24 protein-coding genes and 1 pseudogene are annotated in these 20,105 nt (G+C 59.9%); 20 read left to right on the top strand and 5 right to left on the bottom strand.

Annotated features, from left to right (window positions below; translation table 11 throughout):
* Nucleotides 1-35: 35 nt before the first annotated feature.
* A pseudogene (locus tag QMG52_RS11215) lies at nt 36-364 on the top strand (ABC transporter ATP-binding protein); the annotation flags it as partial.
* Nucleotides 365-574: 210 nt separating this feature from the next.
* A complete protein-coding gene (locus QMG52_RS11220) occupies nt 575-922 on the top strand; it encodes a class-II aminoacyl-tRNA synthetase family protein (protein ID WP_283560490.1) in 348 nt (115 codons plus the stop codon).
* 642 nt (nt 923-1,564) lie between these two features.
* Here the strand turns inward: QMG52_RS11220 and QMG52_RS11225 are convergent.
* Nucleotides 1,565-2,776, bottom strand: a complete 1,212-nt coding sequence (locus tag QMG52_RS11225) for an IS4 family transposase (protein WP_283560491.1) — start codon at nt 2,774-2,776, stop codon at nt 1,565-1,567.
* Between the two features lie 714 nt (nt 2,777-3,490).
* Between QMG52_RS11225 and QMG52_RS11230 the strand changes: the two genes are divergently transcribed.
* Together QMG52_RS11230 and QMG52_RS22280 are read left to right on the top strand one after the other, a co-directional pair.
* Nucleotides 3,491-4,147, top strand: a complete 657-nt coding sequence (locus tag QMG52_RS11230) for a helicase associated domain-containing protein (RefSeq protein ID WP_283560492.1) — start codon at nt 3,491-3,493, stop codon at nt 4,145-4,147.
* A 12-nt stretch (nt 4,148-4,159) separates the two neighbouring features.
* Nucleotides 4,160-4,447, top strand: a complete 288-nt coding sequence (locus tag QMG52_RS22280) for a helix-turn-helix transcriptional regulator (protein ID WP_502920507.1) — start codon at nt 4,160-4,162, stop codon at nt 4,445-4,447.
* A gap of 132 nt (nt 4,448-4,579) precedes the next feature.
* Here QMG52_RS22280 and QMG52_RS11235 read toward each other — a convergent pair whose 3' ends face one another.
* On the bottom strand, nt 4,580-5,113 hold the full coding sequence (locus QMG52_RS11235; RefSeq protein ID WP_283560493.1) for a hypothetical protein: 534 nt from the start codon (nt 5,111-5,113) through the stop codon (nt 4,580-4,582).
* Nucleotides 5,114-5,157: 44 nt separating this feature from the next.
* Between QMG52_RS11235 and QMG52_RS11240 the strand changes: the two genes are divergently transcribed.
* The 11 genes from QMG52_RS11240 to QMG52_RS11280 all read left to right on the top strand — a co-directional run bounded on the left by QMG52_RS11240 (nt 5,158) and on the right by QMG52_RS11280 (nt 12,104).
* Entirely contained in the window at nt 5,158-5,598 is a 441-nt protein-coding gene (locus tag QMG52_RS11240) for a MarR family winged helix-turn-helix transcriptional regulator (protein ID WP_283560494.1), read from the top strand.
* A 326-nt stretch (nt 5,599-5,924) separates the two neighbouring features.
* Nucleotides 5,925-6,281, top strand: a complete 357-nt coding sequence (locus QMG52_RS11245; protein ID WP_283560495.1) for an ArsR/SmtB family transcription factor — start codon at nt 5,925-5,927, stop codon at nt 6,279-6,281.
* On the top strand, nt 6,274-6,747 hold the full coding sequence (locus QMG52_RS11250; RefSeq protein WP_283560496.1) for an SRPBCC family protein: 474 nt from the start codon (nt 6,274-6,276) through the stop codon (nt 6,745-6,747). The genes QMG52_RS11245 and QMG52_RS11250 overlap by 8 nt, the downstream gene beginning before the upstream one ends.
* On the top strand, nt 6,744-7,559 hold the full coding sequence (locus QMG52_RS11255; RefSeq protein WP_283560497.1) for an alpha/beta fold hydrolase: 816 nt from the start codon (nt 6,744-6,746) through the stop codon (nt 7,557-7,559). The genes QMG52_RS11250 and QMG52_RS11255 overlap by 4 nt, the downstream gene beginning before the upstream one ends.
* Nucleotides 7,560-7,612: 53 nt before the next feature.
* Nucleotides 7,613-8,341, top strand: a complete 729-nt coding sequence (locus QMG52_RS11260) for a DUF998 domain-containing protein (protein WP_283560498.1) — start codon at nt 7,613-7,615, stop codon at nt 8,339-8,341.
* Nucleotides 8,338-8,880 (top strand): dihydrofolate reductase family protein, encoded by a 543-nt coding sequence (locus QMG52_RS11265; protein WP_283560499.1) that lies wholly within the window; start codon nt 8,338-8,340, stop codon nt 8,878-8,880. Before QMG52_RS11260 ends, QMG52_RS11265 begins: the two co-directional genes overlap by 4 nt.
* Nucleotides 8,877-9,374, top strand: a complete 498-nt coding sequence (locus QMG52_RS22285) for an SRPBCC domain-containing protein (protein WP_502920508.1) — start codon at nt 8,877-8,879, stop codon at nt 9,372-9,374. The genes QMG52_RS11265 and QMG52_RS22285 overlap by 4 nt, the downstream gene beginning before the upstream one ends.
* A 168-nt stretch (nt 9,375-9,542) precedes the next feature.
* Nucleotides 9,543-10,106 (top strand): dihydrofolate reductase family protein, encoded by a 564-nt coding sequence (locus tag QMG52_RS11270; protein ID WP_283560500.1) that lies wholly within the window; start codon nt 9,543-9,545, stop codon nt 10,104-10,106.
* A 176-nt stretch (nt 10,107-10,282) separates the two neighbouring features.
* Nucleotides 10,283-10,882, top strand: coding sequence for a LysE family translocator (locus QMG52_RS22290; protein ID WP_502920511.1), 600 nt, complete (start codon nt 10,283-10,285; stop codon nt 10,880-10,882).
* A gap of 536 nt (nt 10,883-11,418) precedes the next feature.
* Nucleotides 11,419-11,574, top strand: a complete 156-nt coding sequence (locus QMG52_RS11275) for a transposase (protein ID WP_283560501.1) — start codon at nt 11,419-11,421, stop codon at nt 11,572-11,574.
* A gap of 188 nt (nt 11,575-11,762) precedes the next feature.
* Nucleotides 11,763-12,104: a hypothetical protein gene (locus QMG52_RS11280; RefSeq protein ID WP_283560502.1), complete on the top strand. Its 342-nt coding sequence runs from the start codon at nt 11,763-11,765 to the stop codon at nt 12,102-12,104.
* A 13-nt stretch (nt 12,105-12,117) separates the two neighbouring features.
* Here the strand turns inward: QMG52_RS11280 and QMG52_RS11285 are convergent, their stop codons facing one another.
* The 3 genes from QMG52_RS11285 to QMG52_RS11295 form a co-directional block, all read right to left on the bottom strand.
* Nucleotides 12,118-12,510 (bottom strand): nuclear transport factor 2 family protein, encoded by a 393-nt coding sequence (locus tag QMG52_RS11285; protein WP_283560503.1) that lies wholly within the window; start codon nt 12,508-12,510, stop codon nt 12,118-12,120.
* Nucleotides 12,511-12,583: 73 nt separating this feature from the next.
* The gene (locus tag QMG52_RS11290) at nt 12,584-13,978 is read right to left on the bottom strand and encodes an MFS transporter (RefSeq protein ID WP_283560504.1); all 1,395 of its coding nucleotides are present in this window, start codon (nt 13,976-13,978) and stop codon (nt 12,584-12,586) included.
* Nucleotides 13,979-14,038: 60 nt separating this feature from the next.
* Nucleotides 14,039-14,794 carry an alpha/beta fold hydrolase gene (locus QMG52_RS11295; RefSeq protein WP_283560505.1) on the bottom strand — a complete coding sequence of 252 codons (756 nt, stop codon included), beginning with the start codon at nt 14,792-14,794 and terminating at the stop codon, nt 14,039-14,041.
* Nucleotides 14,795-14,932: 138 nt separating this feature from the next.
* Between QMG52_RS11295 and QMG52_RS11300 the strand changes: the two genes are divergently transcribed.
* The 5 genes from QMG52_RS11300 (at nt 14,933) to QMG52_RS11320 (ending at nt 20,062) form a co-directional block, all read left to right on the top strand.
* Nucleotides 14,933-15,304, top strand: a complete 372-nt coding sequence (locus tag QMG52_RS11300; protein WP_283560506.1) for a YciI family protein — start codon at nt 14,933-14,935, stop codon at nt 15,302-15,304.
* 281 nt (nt 15,305-15,585) lie between these two features.
* Entirely contained in the window at nt 15,586-16,707 is a 1,122-nt protein-coding gene (locus QMG52_RS11305; protein WP_283560507.1) for an RNA polymerase sigma factor, read from the top strand.
* Nucleotides 16,704-17,306: an HD domain-containing protein gene (locus QMG52_RS11310; RefSeq protein ID WP_283560508.1), complete on the top strand. Its 603-nt coding sequence runs from the start codon at nt 16,704-16,706 to the stop codon at nt 17,304-17,306. Before QMG52_RS11305 ends, QMG52_RS11310 begins: the two co-directional genes overlap by 4 nt.
* Nucleotides 17,307-18,422: 1,116 nt before the next feature.
* On the top strand, nt 18,423-18,752 hold the full coding sequence (locus QMG52_RS11315) for a YciI family protein (protein WP_283560509.1): 330 nt from the start codon (nt 18,423-18,425) through the stop codon (nt 18,750-18,752).
* Nucleotides 18,749-20,062, top strand: a complete 1,314-nt coding sequence (locus tag QMG52_RS11320; RefSeq protein WP_502920509.1) for an RNA polymerase sigma factor — start codon at nt 18,749-18,751, stop codon at nt 20,060-20,062. The genes QMG52_RS11315 and QMG52_RS11320 overlap by 4 nt, the downstream gene beginning before the upstream one ends.
* Nucleotides 20,063-20,105 lie beyond the last annotated feature (43 nt).

Genomic DNA, 20,105 nt, shown 5'->3' on the forward strand with positions numbered 1-20,105 from the left:
GAGGCTATGGATCGATCTGCAAGGCTCTTTCAGACATCAGCTATCCCATATCGGTAGTAGTTCTCGTTCACATACAGCTAGTTCAGATCGGCAACCCGTTCGTGGTGTATACCCGGCCGGCGGACCCCAGCCACCGCGGAATTTCTCGGAAATGCAATGATTCTGGAGGCATGGGTGGAAGGCTCGCTGGCCACTCTCGCTCGGCGGTATCCCTATCCGTCGACCCACATAAGCCTGTCGACCCGGATCAGCCCAGGGCGGGGAAATCATCAGTATTCAGCATTGCTACGCCATGTTGGCCCGTCCCGGCTATGAACTGAGCCTGCGCATCGTCGGCGAGGGCTTAGCATTCGCGTTCCCCTGACGCGATAATGGCAGATGCGATTATGTACACCATTCCCGCGTTAGGCCGCCCAGCCCGCAACGCCTAAACGATGGACATGGTCGGATCGGGGTGGGGACATGCCGTGGACTGGCCGCTTAAGGGGCCGCGCTATTGCGAGTAGGGCGCCTCATACCGGTCCAGCATGGCCACGAATCCCTCAATCTTTCGGAAGGTTGGAGTCTTCACCGGGTGGACTCGATATATCAAGGGAACGTTTTGGCGATCCCCGTCCTGGTAGGGGTCAAGACGAAGCGGGAGCGATTCGCCGGAGCGATCAACACGATGACGTGCGAGGCGATGATGGGCGATGGCAAGGCCCTGCAGATGGCCACAAGTCAGGAGCTCGGGCAGAACTTCGCACGATTCTTCGATATCACCTATACCGACATGGCCGGACAGATGCAGACATGCTGGGCCACAGCGTGGGGATCGAGCACTCGCATGGTCGGTGGCCTGATTATGGCCCATGGTGACGACCACGGGCTGCGCATCCCACCTCGGGTAGCGCACGGTCCACACCGTGGTGATCGCGGTTAAAGACGATGAATGCACAACGACCGCTGCGGCCGGGCTTATCGATGCCCTGGCGGCAGCAGATGTCAGGGCGCGGCTCGACGCCCCGGACCGCTCAAGGGTTTGGCCGGCGAGCGACAGAGCGGGAAATTGAAGGGCGTCCCGCTGAGCGTCGAGGTCGGCCCCGCGGTCTAGAGGCGAGGCAAGCGACGGTCGCGCGGCATGACAGCAGTCAGAAGTCGTCCGTGTCGCTCGAAGCGATCGGAACCGCGGTTCCTAGCATGCTGGAAACGATGCACACCGCGACAATAGACAGCGCACGGAAACGGCTTGCCCACCCACAGCACCGCTGAAGCGGCCACGGTCGAAGAGGTACTCGAGGTGGCGAAGACGGGATCCGTGCGTATCCCATGGAGGAAACTTGGCGAGGAAGGCGAAGCCACGCTCGCCAAGCAAGCGGTCAGCATCCGGTGTCTCCAGACACTGGAGGACACCATGCCTGGCGGTGGGGACTCGCCTAACGACAATACCGTTTACTTAGGCTTGGGAATGCGTTTGAGTGGCCAGTTGGACATTTTGCGTTTGATGACCCGTGGGTTGGATCGGGGTTTTCGCGGAGGCAGCAGCTCGTGGAGGATTTCGGTGGCGAAGGCCACGAAGCTGTTTTTAGCCTGTTTTTGAGGGGGGAAAAGCCGGGCTGCCGGCGAGGGAACGCCTGGCAGCCCGGAGAGTCCTGGTGAAGGAAATCCTGAGGGGGTCTTCCTCGAAGTGTTGGGCGACGCCGGCGATCAGTGACCTGAGGGCGTAGTGCACGCACAGGTAGCCGTAGATTTCCTGGAGCACTCCGTCCGGGGTTTTGGAACGCAGCACGATCGATGGTCCGCGCTGGTGGGTCTTGAGCTCATCGAAGCATGATTCGATTTCCCAGCGTTTTGCGTAGAGCTCGGCCAGGTCCTCCACCGGTTCCAGGACAGGGTCCAGGATGGTGGTGATCAGCCGGAAATCGCTCGTGCTCTCACCCGTGGTGACGGTGTATTCGATCACCCGGACCTCAATCCCACCGGTTTTGTTCCGGCGGCCCCTGGTATCGGGATACAGGACCGAAAGATATGACCCGTCCGGCAGTTCCTGGACCACGGGTAGCAGGGCCGAGGACTTCATCCGCCACAAAAGCTGCGCCCCGTCCCCGGCGCTGTCCTTCCACGCCGCGTAGCTGAAGAACCCGCGGTCGGCCATGAGCAACATGGACGGATCCAGGCGGTGGCGCAGGGCCGGATACATGTCGTGCTCGCTGGTCGTGCAGCTGGCAGCGACCGCCCCGATCACAGCGTGCGTGCCGCACTCCACGAGACCCAGGACCCTGGCCTGCGGGAAGGCGCTCTTGGCCTCGGATTTGGTGCCCGGACGGCCGTAAGCGCGTTCATTGACCGTCGTATCGGCGATGTCCAAGGTCGTGCCGTCCACGCTGACCAGCCGCCATGACTTGTAGAAACCAGGACCACCCGCAACGGCCAGCGGTTGGGCGACCTCGGTGAAGAGCTCGATCATGACCGTGGAGCCAAGCCTGGTCCTGGCCTTGAAAATCGCGGCCTTCGTCGGCATCGTCCAGCCGCCGAACCGCCCGGTGATCCAGTCCAGACCGGCCAGCAACGACCGCATCACCTCCTCATAGGACCCGGCCGAGAATAACGCCATCGCCATCACGTAGTACACCATCAACCGCGCCGGCAGCAGCCGCGTGCGCTGCTGCCCGGCACCGGTCCGGGCGATCACACGGTCCACCACATCAGGGGCGAAGACGCGCGTCAGCACGCCCAGCGAGACGTCATCACTCAACCGTTCAGAACTTTCGGGCTTCACCCATCCACTGCGTGCCATAAAAAAAGATTAACAGACAAAACCCTAAGTAAACGGCATTGCGCCTAACGAGCTCGGTGCATCGTGGGGCGGACCCCCTGACCCCTGACCCCGAACAATCTGGCGGCGGGCAGGCAGGGCAAGGCAAGCCGCTCGACCCACCGGTGAGGGGTCTAGTGGGGCGTGGATCCTTTGGCGAGTGTGAGTCCGAATTTGTCGCTGAGATGGATGACAGCATGCCCGAACTCACGGCGGGGGCTACTTTGAGTGGACTAGACGACTCGCGTCGCGCCGACGAGCGGATCAGGACAGTGGATCGGCCGATGGTGCAGGAGCTGACAACGGACGGGTCCGGTTGCCCGCGCCACAGCATCCACGCCGGTGTCTAGGCCCGCCTGCTGCGCGCTCTGGTAGATGAGATCAATACCCCGATTTCGCGCTGGGGACCCAGTGCCTCAGATCCTCGTCATGTCTGGGAAGCCAGTGGCCTTCCCCTCCCGGGCAGGACAATCGAAATGGCGCCTGTTCGAATGTTGTTCATGGCTGGCACAGACCCACTTACTGGAGCCGCGGGCGGCGCCCCGGAGATGGCGTTGTTGCAAATCAATGAACGGTTTGTTCGGTTGTGGACCGGCTTACGGGCCGGCCGCTCCCTCCCTCCCAGCAGGGGGCGTGGACCTGAGCTAGTGGTTGAGGTGTAGCCGGTAGGCCGGGCTGTGGGGGAGGATCGGGGTTATGGACGTGCCTGTGGTGCCGGAGAGTAGCCATCCGGAGTGGGATCTGATGTACCGGGCAGGATTGCCTTTCGGCCGGATCGCGGCCCTGTGCCACGCCCCGGCAAGCACCGTCCACCGCCACCTCCAACACCGCATCGTCATTGACCCCGGGCTGAATGAAGATTACCAGGCGAACAAAACAACTGACTCACGGCCCCTTCCAGGAAAAGCCTGGCTGCAACGGGTGGAGGAGCTGAGAAAGCATATCGCTGTTGCCGGCCGGGCGCCTGTGCATTCCGGAGCCACACGGGAGGAACAGAACCTGGCCAGCTGGCTCAGCCAGCAACGCGCCCGTGAACGCCACGGCCGACTCCACCCATCACACCTGGAGGTACTTGATGCGGTTGGGGAGTGGAGATCCACGCCCCGGGAAATTGCTGACGCCCAACGCTGGTTCACCCGGCTGGGCCAGCTGAAGGAATTCGTGGCCACGGAAAGACCATGGCCCCGCTATAAGGGATTCAGTTCCGAGGACGAACGTGTCCTGGGAGTCTGGTTACACGGCCAACGACAAAAGAACCACCGGAACCAGCTAACTGATGACCAGATCCGGTTCCTCAACAGCACGGTCCCCGGCTGGTCCCAGCCACACCGCGTAAAACCAGAGAAACGCTGACGGTGGACACCAGTGCCATTACGACTGCATGACCGATCCCTGGTTCGTGTAGGACAGGTCGAGGAACGTTGCGGGATCAGTACCCGCCGGCTACAACGGCTCTTCGAGCACTACGTCGGCGCCACACCGAAGTGGGTACTGAGACGCTACCGAATCCACGACGCCGTCAGCGACCTCGATGCGGGATACATCGGCTCACTTGCTGGCCTCGCTGCTCGCCACGGGTGGTTCGACCAAACCCACTTCACCCGCGAATTCACAAAACTCATCGGAGTATCTCCGGGCACCTATCAGCATTGATGCCTGACCAGCACCTAGTCAACGTGATCAATCCTCCGGCAGAACCATCGGCTATCGGAGTGCCTGACTCTCCCCGCGAGCCAACTACCGCTCATGCAGACGTCACAGATAAGGGCGATTGGCTGATCTTATCTAACTAATAATCGCGCCTGAGAGAGTCACGAGGATCTGTTGCACACGTCGTCTGACGACGGTGATCGCCGCGAGGCGGTTCACTCCGAACGAGAGAAGAATTAGCCCTGTTGCGTCGGTGAGGTTAGCACCGAGCATAGAGGCCAGAACGAACGATCCCACCCGGATCGCGATGAACGCCGCCCATAGTCCGATGCCGGCAGCAGTGAGGCGATATTGGAGATGACCGTCGACCGTGCGGAACCGTGTGACGTATCCCATCGCAGTGCCGGTGATTGAGACCAGGGCCAGTTCGCCGATGATCAACCAGTCACCCGGAACCCAGTGGAATCCTCCCCAGAGTTCGACGATGAGGTAGGTGATCCCGACAGCGATGATGATCATCGGCAGGCGCAGCATGCGGTGCAGCTCGGCGGACCGCCAGATGAACTGACGAAAAATGAGGACCGCGATCCCGGCAATGATGATGACGTTGTCGGTGGTCTGGCCGATATCTCCCCAGTCCCAGAACATACAACCTCCCAATTCAATCACTTGTGATGCATTAGAACTATATCACCTGTGATTGAATAAGGGGTATGCGTGCTGCTGACCTTCATCGCCTTGCCCGAACGTTACGTGAGATCGCATTGCGGGCAACAAAAAACATAGGCGACGACAGGGTGAATGCCGGTGAGCTGGCAGTGCTCGAAGATATTGCCCGACATCCGCTGTCCACGATCCGCGATATCACCGAGCGAACCGGTCTCGCGCAAAGCCTCGTATCACGGATCACGCGCTCGATGGCTGATGCCGGTGCGCTTACGATCGAGGCCGACTCATCTGATCGGAGGAAGGTGCGCGTCGAACTCACCACGCGTACTCGCGCCGACATCGTTGACCGGGCGGGCAACAGTATCAGAACCGCGATCTATGACAGCACGCCCAAACTCTCCGCAGAAGAACGCGGGGCGCTCGAACACCACCTCGCCGAAGCCGCCGAACTCCTCCAACGCGGCACCGGAGACTCGGGTCACTGACCCGCTGCTCCCATTTTCAGGGAGTTCATGTGCTGATTACGAGTCCGGTCCTGGCGAGTTTGGGCAACCGGTCGATGGTGTCACCTGAGATCATCGACGGCTTTCGCCTAATCCTGTGCGTACTGCTTCGAGATTTCCCTGCGCCTACCCATCGGCAGGGTCATCCCCATCGCGTCGTCACCGCCGTGCCAGTGACGGCCCATAATTTACGCGCAGGCAGGCACTTCATCTCGCGGGACCACTGACGAGTCTTGTCGTGCACTTGACAGTACGCTCGCGTTGGTTATTCTGGAACCATAAGGTTATAGAACGGATGGGTTATTGAAATGACTGTGGATAGTCTCAGTGCGGTATTTGGTGCTTTGGCCGACCCTACGCGTCGTGCAATTCTTCAGCGACTGACGCAGGGCGACGCCCAGGTCTCGGATCTGGCTGCGCCGTTTGAGATCAGCCAACCCGCCATCTCAAAACATCTGAAAGTGCTCGAAGATGCCGGCCTCATCTCGAGGAGTCGGGTTGCAACAGCACGATTGAGTCATCTGGAGGCCGACCGGTTGAAGGAAGCGAGTGAGTACGTGGAGCGATACAGAAAATTCTGGCGTGAGTCATTCGACAAGCTCGATGGCGCTCTCGCCGTGTTTCAGCGCGATTCCGAACACGACCTTCGGGGACGCGATGTCTGAGGCCAGTCGGCGCGAGGTAACGGAGCGCGACGTCTTTGTCTCGCGCGCATTCGCAGCGCCGCGCGATATTGTGTGGCGGTTCTGGACCAAGCCTGAACTACTCGCGAGCTGGTTTGGCCCGGAAGGAGTCACGGTACCAATCGAGAGCGTCACGGTAGACCTCGTCGAGGACGGCCGGTGGGAACTCTCCATGGTCGACGATTCCACCGGAGCGGCCAACCCTATTCGGGGGCGAATCGTCTCGTTTCAGGAACCCGAATATCTCGAAATCCGGATGAAAGCGAAGACCGCCGCAGGAGAAGTAGATGACATCATCCTGCGTCTGGAGTTCCACGACCACGGCGAGCGAACCCGAATGACCCTTCATCAGGGCCCGTTCACAGACGAGATCCGCGACATGACTCTGGCCGGCTGGGTCCTTTCCTTCGCCAAACTCGACACGATCCTTGAAAGGTACTCAGCATGAAAACCACAATCCATGAAACCGCCATCGACCAGGTTACCTCGGCAGATGCCACAACAATTTCCGTGGAGAGAATTGGTTCGGGGCCGGCACTCGTGCTCGTTGACGGGGCATTCTGCGGCCGATCCTTTGGCCCGGCTCGAAGGCTCGCCCAGGAGCTTGCCAACTCCTTCAGCGTGTACTTCTACGATCGCCGAGGCCGCGGAGACAGCGGGGATACCAAGCCATACGCGGCGGAGCGCGAAATCGAAGATCTCGTTGCCGTCATCCGCCACACAGGCGGCAACGCCTTCGTCTACGGCATTTCCTCAGGCGCTGCGCTTGCCCTTGAAGCGGCCGCTGCCGGTGTACCGATGCGTAAGCTCGCCACCTACGAGGCACCCTACACCGGGGTGGGCGTCATCAATGGCGTTCCCATCGACCACGCCCGCCACCTGAACGCGCTACTCGCCCAGAATAAGCGCGGTGCGATGGTCTCGTACTTTTTGGTGAAAATGATTGGCGTTCCAGCATTCGTCCCGATCATGCTTCACTTCATCCCTGGGGTGTGGAAGAGCCAGACTGCCTCCGCGAACACGCTTCCTTACGAGACGGCTGTTCTAAACAACTTCACCGCACCCGTGGACCGGCTCGCTCATATCCCCGTTCCGACCCTTGTCATGGTCGGAGGAAAAGCCGCCCCAGCAATGGCGGCCGCTCAATCGATGATCGCCAAGGCGGTTCCGCAGTCTCTGCACCACATCCTCGACGGCCAGACGCACCAAGTATCAAACACGGCCATGGTCCCGCAGCTTCGCGCTTTCTTCGCCGCCTAATCCCCTAAGCTCCGCCTCACCGAAAGTTCCACCGCACCTCAGGGAGTGAAACCATGTCCAAAACTGCCCACCCAACGCAGGTCCAGGGCCACCAACCCCTGGTCTCACCCAACCCCACAACTCGAGCTCTGCTTGCCTGCGGGCTCGTCGCTGGGCCGCTCTACCTCGTCGTCGGATTCGCGCAAGCATTCCTACGGCCAGGCTTCGACGCGGCTCATAATGACCTCAGCGTCCTAGCAAACGGTGATCTTGGCTGGATTCAAATAGCCAACCTCGTCCTCACCGGAATTCTCACCCTGCTCTGCTCCATCGGAATCCGCCGCTCTCTCCACCCTGGACGGGGCGGAACATGGGGGCCGCTGCTCATCGGGCTCTACGGTGCAGGCCTTATCGGCGCCGGCATCTTCATCGCTGACCCCATGAACGGATTCCCCCCAGGGACGTCCCCCGGCCATGCCACCGCCGGGTCCGTCCACGGATTCCTTCACTTCGTCACAGGCGGCCTCGGTTTTATTGGTCTCATCGCGGGATGTTTCGTTCTCTCCCGACGGTTCTTCGCCACCGGAAACCGGGGACTCGGAGCGTTCTCCATCATTACCGGCACCGTTTTCGTGGCCGCTTTCATCGGCATCGCCAGCGGATCGACCTCAGCCGTGATCGTTCTGGGCTTCACCGCCGCAGTCGTCCTCGCCTGGATTTGGCTGGCGGTCACCGCCGCCCACCTACTACAGGCGACCCACCGACAAGCCGACCCTGGTCGAGGGCAGGTTGTAGCGAAGTGAGAACGGTATCGCTTGCAATGCAAATCTCCGCCGACGGATATATCGCCAGGTCCGACGGAATGATTGATTGGATCTACGGCGATCTCAGACCGGACCTTATTGCGGCGACGCAGAGCTATCTCGAGCAAGTCGAGACCATGCTCATGGGGCGTGTGACCTACCAAGATCAGTTTGCATACTGGCCCACCGCCGATGATCCACTGGCTCCCATGATCAACGGGCACGAAAAGCTCGTCTTCAGCCGCACCCTAACCGACACCGAATGGGAACGTGCTCGGATCGCCACAAAGTCCCCCGGGGAGGAAATCGCCGCGCTTCGAGCGAAACCAGGCGGAACGATCGGCGTCACCGGCGGCACCGAATTCATCACGTCCATGCTCCGCCAGAATCTCGTCGACCAATTCAGGCTGACAGTCCACCCCATCGCACTCGGGTCCGGAAAGAAACTCTTTCCCGAGCCCCAAAAATTAGAACTGATCAGCTCCGACCGCTTCCCGGCAGGAGTCCTAGTCAACACATACCAGGCGGTGAAGGCATGAACGCAGGAAATGACACCCTCGTGACAAGACTTGAACAGGGAGACTCCGGAGCGCGAATTGTCGTAGTAAGTCGACGGTTCCGTCACCCCGTCGCCCGAGTATGGCAAGCGCTGACCGATCCCGACGAACTGCTGACTTGGTATCCCACCCGCGTGAAGATCCTTCGAACGGCCGGGCTCATCACCTTCGCGTTTCCAGGCGGAGAACCCTTCGAAGGGCGAATCCTACACTTTGAAGAACCCAATCGATTTTCGTACACCACTATGGACGACACCCTCGACTGGCGTCTCTCAACCGACGCACACGGGTGCACCCTCACCCTGCGAAACACGTGCGGCCATCCAGAACACGCACCATACACCGCTGCCGGGTTCGATATCGCTTTCACCCAACTAGCGACGCTCCTCGACGGGGGGAGAGGCGCCGTTCATCGAACCGAGATGCCCCCACCACCCGAGCTAGTTTCTGAATACGTCAACGAGTTCGGACTCTAACCAGCCGATCTGGATCACGGTTCTAGCCGGATCAACCAATTGCGGAGGCCGCCTCTCACCACATGCTAGAGGAATGACCTTCCCGACTCAGGCGACGCCGATTGCAGCGCAGCTGATGCCAGTTCGTCGCCTTGTTCATGTCCCTTCATCACCAATATAGGAGTCACTTTGAGAAAGATCATTGCCGGCTTGTTCATCTCGCTCGACGGTGTCGTCGAGGCGCCACAAAATTGGCAGTTCCCTTACTACAACGATCAAGTTGGCCAGAAGATCGCAGCAATGGCCGCCTCTGCCGACACGCTCATTCTCGGACGGAAGACTTACGAAGAATTCGCGGCGCACTGGTCAGTTCAGGGCAGTGAAGTTCCGTTCGCCGACGCGATCAATGGAACCCGAAAACTCGTAGCCTCCACCACCCTCACCAATCTCGAGTGGCAAAATTCCACACTCCTGGGCGCCGACATCCCCGAGGAAATCGCTGCCCTCAAGGAGGGTGTGGGAAAGAACATCTCGGTCAGTGGAAGCCCGACACTGGTGCGCTTCCTCCTAAATAAGGGCCTCCTAGATGAGTTACATCTCCTGGTTCATCCGCTCGTGCTTGGTTCCGGACAAGAGCTCTTCCCCAACAACGCGAGCAGAGTGCACCTCAAACTCCTCGAATCAACCGCGTACAAGACCGGCGTCGTTTCGTCGGTCTACGCGCCAGCCGACCCTCAGGCAGAACTTTCGTGAAACCGCAAATCGCTCTCCGCTTCGGGGGAAGGAAAGCCTTAGCCATCTCGAGCGCGATACCGTCGTCGCTGAAGCTCTTGAGGGTGGGCCGGCGGCTCAGTGACCCCGGTAGGAATTGCTGAAATGACGATTGCGAATTCCGTCCTGACGTTTCGATCGCCGTGGGTCTGCTCACGGTGCTGCCTGGGCCTGACACGGCAGTGGTTTTGACAACCTCAATTCGGGCTGGACGGTCCGCAGCACATCGAGCCGCGCTGGGCATCGGAGCGGGCGTACTGGTTTGGGGATTCGCTGCCGCGTTGGGCCTGTCCGCGATGCTGCGCGCTACGGGTGAGATCTATTCGGTATTTAGGTACGCATGCGCTGCCTATTTGGTCTTCCTCGCAGTTCAGTGCTTTCGATCGGCGGCAAACCGCGCGTCCACCGCCGGTCCGGGTGCGCCCGTCCAGGTTGGTCGACCGAGATCACCTGTCAGATTTGGGTGGGGCTTTCGCCGAGCCCTTATCACTGCCATATTAAACCCGAAGCTCGGCATCTTCTTCGTGGCATTTCTTCCCCAGTTCATCCCGCGAGGTGAGTCCCCGATCACTATGACGCTCTTGCTCAGCGGGGTACAAGCGGCGGAGGCGGTGACGTGGTATTTAATCATCGGTTCGTTAGCCGCCCGCGCAGGGACCTGGTTCTTGCGTCCCAAGACTAAGCGCTTTCTCGACGCGACCACAGGAACCGTTTTCCTCTCCTTCGGCATTAGCGTAGCCGTCGACGGGACCCGTTGATGTCGAAGGTCCGCAGTCGATCAGAAATGACCGTCTTATTTTTGCGTTGTTATTTTAACAGGCTGACCTGTTCGGTGAGGACTGTCATTTTCCCAAGTTTCTGCACAGCACAGAATGACCAAAGGTGTCTGCATGGGTTCGATAGGAGCTTCTGCGCGCCCCGTTTTTTGTCCTGTCTCATCCAACGTGAACCACAAAGCCCGTAGGGCGTGTCTCCCTAATGGCGAAGTCAGATAAGGACCAGGTAGAGGACTGCGGCCTTGTCGTGGCGTGTAGCAATGCTCACACCGTTTGAAGCTTTGAAGGTCTCTGTTCGACGACGCGCCAGGGTCGCGCAGAAGGGATCACATCGTCCAGAACGAGTAGGCCTTTTCGCCCATGACGGCGTCTGTCTACGTTCCTGCGCAGCTCGCCGCCGAGACATGAGACCTGAACCGCGCCCTTCACCACGAAGAACATGGGCAAGCCGCCGTCCCACACGGACTAAGGATCGTCGCCGGCAGCTGGCCATTCCAACCACACGCCTGGTGGATTTGGTGCGCATCCCCCATCGAGGACCAGCGACGGTCGGCAACGACCCGTCAGCCGCTTTCCGCAAGGCCCTTCGGGAGACCCTGCCCGGCGCCGCCGTCAGCGTGGATCATTTCCAGATGGTCCTCTTGGCCAATGGCATGCTCACCACGGTCCGCTAACGGGTTTCCCGGGAGCAGAACGGGCGCCGAGGATTGAAGACGGACAAGACCTGGGCGCACCGACAACTGCTGCTGCGCGGCTATGACACGCTCTCCGAGAACGGCAAAGAAGCGTCTGGGCGACGTGTTCTCCACCTCTGACCCGACCCGGGAACTTGTTGCCGGCTGGGGTGTCAAGGAAGCCCTGCGTGGTGATGCTCTCAACCAGTAATCCGGCCAGCGTGGACGAGCGAAAAGAGTTCTTTGAGCGCCAGGTCAAGGTGGCGGCGATGAAGGAAACCGACCGACCTGTTGGCCACTGTGAGCAAGTGGTGACCGGAGATCCAAACCCTGCTGGCGACAAGGGTCACAACGGCGAAAGTCGAGGCAGCAACACAATGATCAAAAACATCAAAAAGATTGCCCGCGGGTTCCGCAACCCAACCACGTATCCTATTGAGAAGTGCCGCCCGGACGGTGGCATGAATTCATCTCAGCGGGCTGGTATTCACCACGAAACGCGAAGAGCCGATTATATAGATAAAACCTGACAGTTATTAGGCTCTATTCCACGAACGTGTCCTCGTCGCCCTGGCCGAGGTACGTGCCGTGGCCCTCGATGATCAGCCCGTCTTTGAAGGTGAGAACCTCATTGGCAAGCTTTCCATTTTGATTACGATAGTTGATGACGATCGTTTCAATACCGGTGTAGACATTCTCGATCGTGAATTTCAGATCCGGGTTCTGCTTGACACCTTCGAGCCAATAATTTCGAAGCTCGACCTTACCGCACAACGTGCCATCACTTCCCTCAATGAGTTTCGCGGCTAGGGGTGAGGTGAATTTCACATCGTCACGGAAATGGCTCAACACACGTTCTACATCGTGTGCATTCCATGCATCCACCCATTCGGCGCTGAAGTGGCTGGAGAATGGAGCATCGATTACGTTTTTCATTATTCTTCCCTTCTGGATTTTGTGCTGTGAGTAGAGAAGTCGACTATTATATAGTTCGGTAAATTAATCCACTTCAGGTATTCGTTGATGAAGACACCGCCGCCGTGAACTCTTCGCTGTGTTTGACGATAAGTGTTAGGAATGCTGCTGCCGCGAGAGATGCGGCGCAAAGTGCCATGGTCGGTTTGAATCCAGCGATGAAAGTGACGGAGTTCGAGTAGGAACCGTATCGAGCGAAAACGCCACCGGCAGTGGCGATGCCAAGCACCCCTCCAAGCTCTCGGATGAGACTATTCACGCCAACGGCTCTGCCCAACTCGCCTATATCGAACCCCGTTAGTACATATTTCTGCACAGCGGGGAAGGCTGCAGAATTGCCGATTCCGCTAAATACGAGCGGCAACGCAACTTCCCAGTACGTCATACCGGTGTGCACTACGAGGGCGAGCCACCCGAGCCCCGTTGCACCGAGGAGAAGTCCCACAATCATTACCGGACGTGCGCCCACACGGTCCGACAACTCGCCGGCAATCGGTGCGACGAGGAGCATGCTTCCTGTCCACGGAAGGAGTGCCAGCCCGCTCATCACAGGAGTCAATCCGAGTCCTCGCTGCAGAAACTGGGCCATCATGAACACCGCACCAAGCACTGTCGCTATATGCAGCACCGTGACCGTGTTGCCTACTGTGAACGATTTTAGACGAAAGTAGGAGGTTGGCAGAATCGGGTATCGCGCATGATGTTCCCAAGATACGAAGACAGTCAACACCACGCCACCGAACAGTAATGTCCCAGCTAAAAACTGGGCCCCACTGCCGCTAATGCCGTTGAGACCTACGATGACCGAGAAAATTCCCACGATCAAAAGAGCGAGCCCGGGAGTATCCAGCGGAAACCGCGCTCCGCGGCTCTCCGGAATTTTCAATGCCGTCAGCACAATCGTAATGATACCGATGGGGACGTTGAGCCAGAAAATCCACGACCATCCGAAAAGCGATGTGACCGCCCCGCCCAGAACCGGACCGAGCAACGTGGACAAGCCTGTCACACCTGATGCGATTCCCAGTGCTCGCCCCCGACGTTCTGTCGGAAAGACCGCCGCGATAAGTGCAAGCGCCGTGGGCGTGATTACCGCTGCACCGGCCCCCTGCAACGCGCGTGCTGCAATGAGCCACGATGCTGATGACGCGAGTGCGCATCCTGTGGAGCCGAGCGTGAAGATGGTGAGACCGATGAGAAAGAGTCGCCGCCGACCCCACCGGTCTCCCAAGCTGGCCGCGGGTAGTAGGAGAACAGCGAAGGTGAGATTGTAGGCTGTGATCGTCCAGGTCAGCGCGTTGGGAGAAGCGGCAACACTTTGACGTATTACGTCGAGCGCGGTCGTAACGACCAGCATATCCAACGCCGCCATCAAGGTAGCGATGGATGCGACGATCAGGACCCATACGGATGTTCGTTCGACGTCCATATCCGTTTCTCTCAATCGGTATTCGGCTCGCGGTGCGAGTTGATTGCGGCGAGCGGATTTTTACTTGAAGAAGTGGATGATGATTGGTGCGATGACGTCGTGGGCGACTGGATGGTTTTGACCGGGAACGACTTCGCTTCTCGCACCTGGAATCGCTCGGGCGACTGCCCGGGCCGATTCGGCCGCCCACGCTTCGCTGTCGCCGCCGTAGAGGGCAAGAACGTTCGCCGTTACTCGCTGAAAGTCGTCCACTGGAAGGCTGCCATCACCCGTCACCGCCAGATCGTAGGGCAATGAGTTTGCCAGGGCGACCATCTCTGGCCAGAAAAAGGCATGCTTCCATCCTTCTTCGAAGGGTGCGCCTGTGTTTCGCATCCAGTCGGCGACGGCGTCATCGCGACGTCCTTCAGTAAGTAGGTCTGCGATGTGTTCGGGGAACCCGGGCTGGAATTCGGTGCAGAATGGAGGTTCGTAGACGGCCACTTTTGAGAATCCTGAGGTGGAAGCTGCTGCACGCAGAGCGAGGATGCCTCCGCTGGAGTGGCCGTAGAGGTATGCCGTTCCGCCAGCAGCAGCTAAGAGAGCATGCAGGTCATCTACCTCGCGTTCGACGGAGTAGGCAGCTGCGTCACCGCTGTCCCCGCGTCCACGTCGGTCATAGCTGTACACGGTGAAGACTTGATCGAGCAGTGATACGAGGCCGTCGGCGGCCTTCCGTGCGGTCAGCGCTCCCAACGTGAGTATGAGCGCCGGTCCAGCTCCACTCTGCTCATAGGCGATCGGGGTTCCATCTGCGGAATGTACTGTTTGGGTCATCGTCATCAACTTTCTCTCGGAGAGGCGTGGAGATTTCTGAGCCCACCCTCAAGGGTGCCTATCACCTGCATGTCGAAACCGGAAACCTAGTTTCGACATGCAGGTGAGACCATTTTGATACGAGGCTGAGGAGCTCCGATGAAATTCATGATCATGATCTACAGCAACCCCGAGTTTCGCGCCGTATGGGAAAGTCTCTCGGAGGAACAACAGGTACAGTTCGGGCGCGATCATCTGGCGGTCAGTGCGGACATGGCTGAGACCGGAGACCTGGTGGCCGCTGAAGGTCTCGCCGACCCGGCGATGTCTAGGACCGTGTCGACCCGAGGCGGTCTGCTGACTATCACGGATGGGCCCTATTCCGAGATCAAGGAGCAGGTAGTCGGGTTCTGCCTCGTCGACTGCGACAACATCGAGCGAGCCATCGAGTACGCTGCCCGCATTCCTGATGCTGCCTTTGGTGCTGTTGAGGTGCGGCCGGTAGCAAATCTGAGCTATCTGGAAACCTGATGCCGGGTCAACAGATCGAGCCGCTCCTGCGCGAGCTCGCAGTCTCAGTACTTCGCGGGCTCATTCGGAAGTACCATGACTTCGACTCCTGCGAAGATGCTATGCAGGAGGCCCTTATTGCGGCAACCGTGGAATGGCCGCGGGAGGGCATCCCGGCAAACCCCTATGGGTGGCTACTCACCGTTAGTTCCCGTCGGCTCATAGAAATCTGGCGAAAAGACGGTTCGCGACGTCGCCGGGAGGAGGCAGTCGCTGCCAGTCTGATTGTTGCGACGGAGGCAGTGTCCGATGCCGACGATACGCTCGATCTCTTGTATCACTGCTGCCATCCCGCGTTAAACGCCTCCGCTCAGGTCGCGCTCACCCTGCGTGCATTAGGCGGCTTGACCACAGCGGAAATAGCGGCGGCTTTCCTGATCCCGGAACCCACGATGGCCCAGCGCATCAGTCGCGCAAAACAGCGCATTCGAGCCACCGGTTTGCAAATCGCAGCGTCTCCAGAAGCTCGGTCGGAAAGAACACCTTCAGTGTTACACGTGCTCTACCTCATCTTTACTGAAGGTCACACAGCCAGTTCCGGAAAGCGCCTCTACCGGGTCGATCTGACCGACGAAGCGATCCGGCTCGAGCGACAACTGCACCAGCTGCTCCCAAACGACGGGGAGGTCACCGGACTTCTAGCACTGATGCTTCTCATCGAAGCGCGTCGCGAAGCCCGCAGCCCGGACGGAAGCACGGTCATTCCGCTAGGGAATCAGGACAGAACCCGATGGAACACCTCACTCATCGCTGAAGGTACAACCCTCATCAGTCAGAGCCTGTCCAAAAACCGCCTCGGACCCTATCAAGTTCAGGCCGCGATCGCTGCCGTACACGACCAGGCTTCCCAGGCGGAGGATACGGATTGGGACGAAATCGTCCAACTGTATGACCTACTCCTGGCGCTCACGCCCAGCCCAACGGTTGCCTTGAACCGAACTATCGCGGTAGCGATGACGTGTGGGGCTCAAATCGGTCTCCAAACATTGGCCCAGCTCCAGACGGAGTACCGATTATCGGATCTCCACCGGCTTGAAGCCGTTCGTGCTCACCTCCTCGAAATGGCCGGTGACGCTCAAGCCGCACAAATATATTATCGAGCGGCCGCTCGGCGGACCTCAAGCATTCCCGAGCAACGCCACCTCTTAGCCAAGGCCCATACTCTGACACAGTCGATCGGGCATGATCAATCTTTGACTATCCGTCGAAATCCCGGCAACTCGCCCGTCATCGATGGTCAGAACGATGGCGGTTTCACCGAACCGGGGCTTCAACATCTTGAGGTCAATCCTTTGACCTGCTGTGAGGGGACTGTGTCGGCGGGCGAGCGTTCTCTGCCGACATCGGAGATGATTACCGAATGACCCGGATTGATTCATTTCAGGCCGACACACAAGCTGAATACGCGGCCGGGATCGTCGCAGCGCACTATTTGTCGCCTGCGTTGTACAACCACAGCATGCGAACTTGGAAGTTTGCTCTCGCCCTTGCAAAGGCGGATGGAATGTCGGCGATCGACCGCGAACTCCTGCAGGTCGCCGCTTTACTGCATGACGTAGGGCTCGTCCCTGAGTTCGATGCCGCGCGGGTGCCCTTCGAGACGACGGGAGGACACCTTGCTTGGGTGCTCACGGCAGGTGCCGGATGGAAGACCTATCGTCGCGATCGAGTCATCGAGGTAATCGAGCGGCACATGCTTCCGTCAGTTGACCGTGCAGACGACCCGGAGGGACATCTGCTGGAGATGGCAACGAGCCTGGATATTTCTGGGGCAAGACTGGATGTGTTGCCCTCCCACTTGATCACCGAGGTGGTTAGCGCACATCCGCGGCTCGACTTCGCGTCTGAATTCGGGAAGTGTCTCGCCGATCAGGCAGTTCGAAAGCCCGCCTCTCAGGCTGCACGCCTCATCTCGCGCGGACTGCAGGCCCGTCTCGATGCTCACCCCCTGGAACAACGTTGACTGCGAGCCAGCCCACGTCCATCCTGCTCGTCATGTTTCTCATCTCCGTGTAGCTTTCTTCGGCGGCCGCACCGACCATCACCTCCCCACCAGTCCCACTTCAACGGGAACAGGCACGAAAGACGGGACCATTTCATGGAACAGCACCTGCATGTTATCTGTCGCTTGCGACGACCGATCGTGCCTGTTCAGGATTCAATCGAAGTGTATTTTCATCCAGGAGCGTGTGCAGTGACGAAGGTGCTTGGATCGATCGAGCGCTATCTTCCTTTGCCAGTACCGACCTCTGTCCGAGTGATCAACTTGATGCGGTGTTCCTCGTTTACGGTCACGTGCGGAACGTTGTACAGGCCAGCGTCTCCCCGCGCGGGACATGGACAGGAAACAGTGAAACTACGATGTGGTCGCCGATCGCGCCGCTCATCCTTGAGCGGACCGACGACTTCCCTTGGTTCGTGCAGGCATTGCAATCGACTACTGCAAGCAGTCCTGGACCGGATACCTGACGCTCACGCCGCGACCGGGACACATGAACATCGTGGAGCGTGGGGGAGCTGTGGTGGCTTTGAGAATTAGGGTGTATCGGGCGGACCTGACGCTGAACATGGCTTCCCGTTGGTTCGGCCGCTCCATATGTTCTCGATCTATCTGCTGGCAGCCACCCATAGCAGCGCGCTTGGTTAGTCGATGCTCGATGCCGTGCTCCACGCCGACCCTGCGCGTGATCGAGCGATCGCGTTCCACGAGCGCAACGGTTTTGTGTCCGACGGCACTGAGTGCATCGATCTCTCCGGCCCAAGCTGGTTGAATTGCGGATAATCCGCTGACGTCAAAGCTCCCGGAGGGAAGAGCCCGGTCGCCCCTCAAACTCGTCAGCAAAATCGAATAGTTGAACTTCGATGGGGAAGTTCGGTATCCGTTTTTTCAGTATTCGGGATGCATCAGGAATCCGGGGCGCAACCTCCTCAAGACCGTCTCGCTGTCGGATGGCTCAACCGAAATGCCAGAGTCCTTGAAACAAATCGGGGATAGGGTGTCGGATTGGGCCAGGGGTGTTCGTAGAAGAGGTGAACGGCCACCCATGAGGGTGCCCGATACCAGAGGAGATGATTCGAGATGCAGTACCTGGTTTCCGTGATCCACGACAAGCTCGACCTCGCCACACCGGCCGAAATGGCAGCCATTGACGCGTTCAACGATCGGCTCCAGACGGAGGGTTACTGGGTCTTCGCCGGCGGCCTCGCGTCGCCCAACGCGGCCACCGTCATCGACGGCCGGGGCGAGGAAGCGTTGTTCACCGACGGCCCCTTTGTCGAGACGAAGGAGTACCTCGCCGGTTTCTGGATCATGGAGGCCCCCGACCTCGACGTGGCGCTCAAACTCGCCGCCGATGGATCGAAGGCCTGCAACCGGAGGGTCGAGGTGCGGCCGTTCCTGGTCGTGTGAGCGTGATCGACGCCAGGGCTGCCATCGCAAGGATTCACCACGAGGAGTGGGCGCGGATGGTCGCCTCCCTGACCAGGCGTTTCGGTGACCTCGACATCGCCGAGGAAGCGGCGGCTGAGGCGTTCGCTACCGCCCTCCAGCGGTGGCCTGCCGACGGCGTGCCGCCCAGCCCCGGTGCCTGGCTGACTACCACCGCCAACCGCAAGGCCATCGACCGGCTCCGGCGCGAGAACAAGCGCGACGACAAGCACAAGGAGGCTCGGATTTTGTACGACGACGACCCGCCCGAGTCTCTCGGCGCGATCGAGGACGACCGGCTCCGGCTGATCTTCACCTGCTGTCATCCGGCGCTCACCATGGAGGCCCGGGTGGCGCTGACACTGCGCATGGTTGGAGGTCTCACCGTGCCTCAGATCGCCCGTGCGTTCCTGGTGCAGGAGTACACCATGGGAAAGCGAATCACCCGCGCGAAGGCCAAGATCAAGGCGGCTCGTATCCCGTATCGGGTACCGTCCGCCCAGGATCTCCCGGCCCGAGTTTCCGGCGTACTCGCTGTCCTCTTCCTCGTTTTCAACGAGGGCTACCTGGCGACCGGCCCCGACACCGATCCCGTCCGTCACGAGCTGACCGCCGAGGCGATCCGGTTAACTCGCCTGGTCCGTGCCTTCCTGCCGGAGGACGGTGAGGTGGCCGGGCTGCTGGCGCTGATGCTCCTGATCGAGGCTCGCCGCACCGTCCGGGTTTCGGCGAGCGGCGAACTGGTCACCCTCGACGAGCAAGACCGCGGGGCCTGGGACGCGGCGCTGATCGCCGAGGGTCATCGGCTGGTACGCGAACGCCTGGCCGCCGGAGTGGTTCCCGGCCGCTACGAAATCCTCGCAGCGATCAACGCCGTGCACACCTCCGGCCGCGACGCCCGCGACACCGACTGGTCGCAGGTCGTCGCCCTATACGACCAGCTGGCCAGCCTCGACCCTTCGCCGATCATCGCCCTCAACCGGGCCGTCGCAGTCGCCGAGATTCATGGTCCGGAGGTGGCACTGGCGATTGTTGACCGTCTTGAGGAAAAGTTGGCGGGCTACCACGCCTACCACGCCACCCGCGCCGACATGCTGCGCCGACTCGGGCGCAGCCAGGAGTCGTGCGCGGCGTATGACCACGCCATCGAGCTGGCGGGCAACACTGCCGAGACCGCCCACTTGACCCGCCGCCGCGGGCAGCTCTTGCGCCTGGGCAACGCCGCGAGCGGAGCGCCCGAGGCGGACGCAGGCGGATCGACAACATCGACACACAGGGAGAAACTGATATGAGTTCCATCGTGGTGCAGGCGTTCGTGACCCTCGACGGCGTCGT

Source organism: Paenarthrobacter sp. PH39-S1, assembly GCF_030063245.1.
Lineage (GTDB): Bacteria > Actinomycetota > Actinomycetes > Actinomycetales > Micrococcaceae > Arthrobacter_M.

Bases quoted from the DNA above. Each gene is read 5' to 3' on its own strand.
- QMG52_RS11225 (WP_283560491.1), bottom strand. From the start codon at position 2,776: ATGGCACGCAGTGGATGGGTGAAGCCCGAAAGTTCTGAACGGTTGAGT.
- QMG52_RS11230 (WP_283560492.1), top strand. From the start codon at position 3,491: ATGGACGTGCCTGTGGTGCCGGAGAGTAGCCATCCGGAGTGGGATCTG.
- QMG52_RS11240 (WP_283560494.1), top strand. From the start codon at position 5,158: ATGCGTGCTGCTGACCTTCATCGCCTTGCCCGAACGTTACGTGAGATC.
- QMG52_RS11245 (WP_283560495.1), top strand. From the start codon at position 5,925: ATGACTGTGGATAGTCTCAGTGCGGTATTTGGTGCTTTGGCCGACCCT.
- QMG52_RS11250 (WP_283560496.1), top strand. From the start codon at position 6,274: ATGTCTGAGGCCAGTCGGCGCGAGGTAACGGAGCGCGACGTCTTTGTC.
- QMG52_RS11255 (WP_283560497.1), top strand. From the start codon at position 6,744: ATGAAAACCACAATCCATGAAACCGCCATCGACCAGGTTACCTCGGCA.
- QMG52_RS11260 (WP_283560498.1), top strand. From the start codon at position 7,613: ATGTCCAAAACTGCCCACCCAACGCAGGTCCAGGGCCACCAACCCCTG.
- QMG52_RS22285 (WP_502920508.1), top strand. From the start codon at position 8,877: ATGAACGCAGGAAATGACACCCTCGTGACAAGACTTGAACAGGGAGAC.
- QMG52_RS11285 (WP_283560503.1), bottom strand. From the start codon at position 12,510: ATGAAAAACGTAATCGATGCTCCATTCTCCAGCCACTTCAGCGCCGAA.
- QMG52_RS11290 (WP_283560504.1), bottom strand. From the start codon at position 13,978: ATGGACGTCGAACGAACATCCGTATGGGTCCTGATCGTCGCATCCATC.
- QMG52_RS11295 (WP_283560505.1), bottom strand. From the start codon at position 14,794: ATGACCCAAACAGTACATTCCGCAGATGGAACCCCGATCGCCTATGAG.
- QMG52_RS11300 (WP_283560506.1), top strand. From the start codon at position 14,933: ATGAAATTCATGATCATGATCTACAGCAACCCCGAGTTTCGCGCCGTA.
- QMG52_RS11310 (WP_283560508.1), top strand. From the start codon at position 16,704: ATGACCCGGATTGATTCATTTCAGGCCGACACACAAGCTGAATACGCG.
- QMG52_RS11315 (WP_283560509.1), top strand. From the start codon at position 18,423: ATGCAGTACCTGGTTTCCGTGATCCACGACAAGCTCGACCTCGCCACA.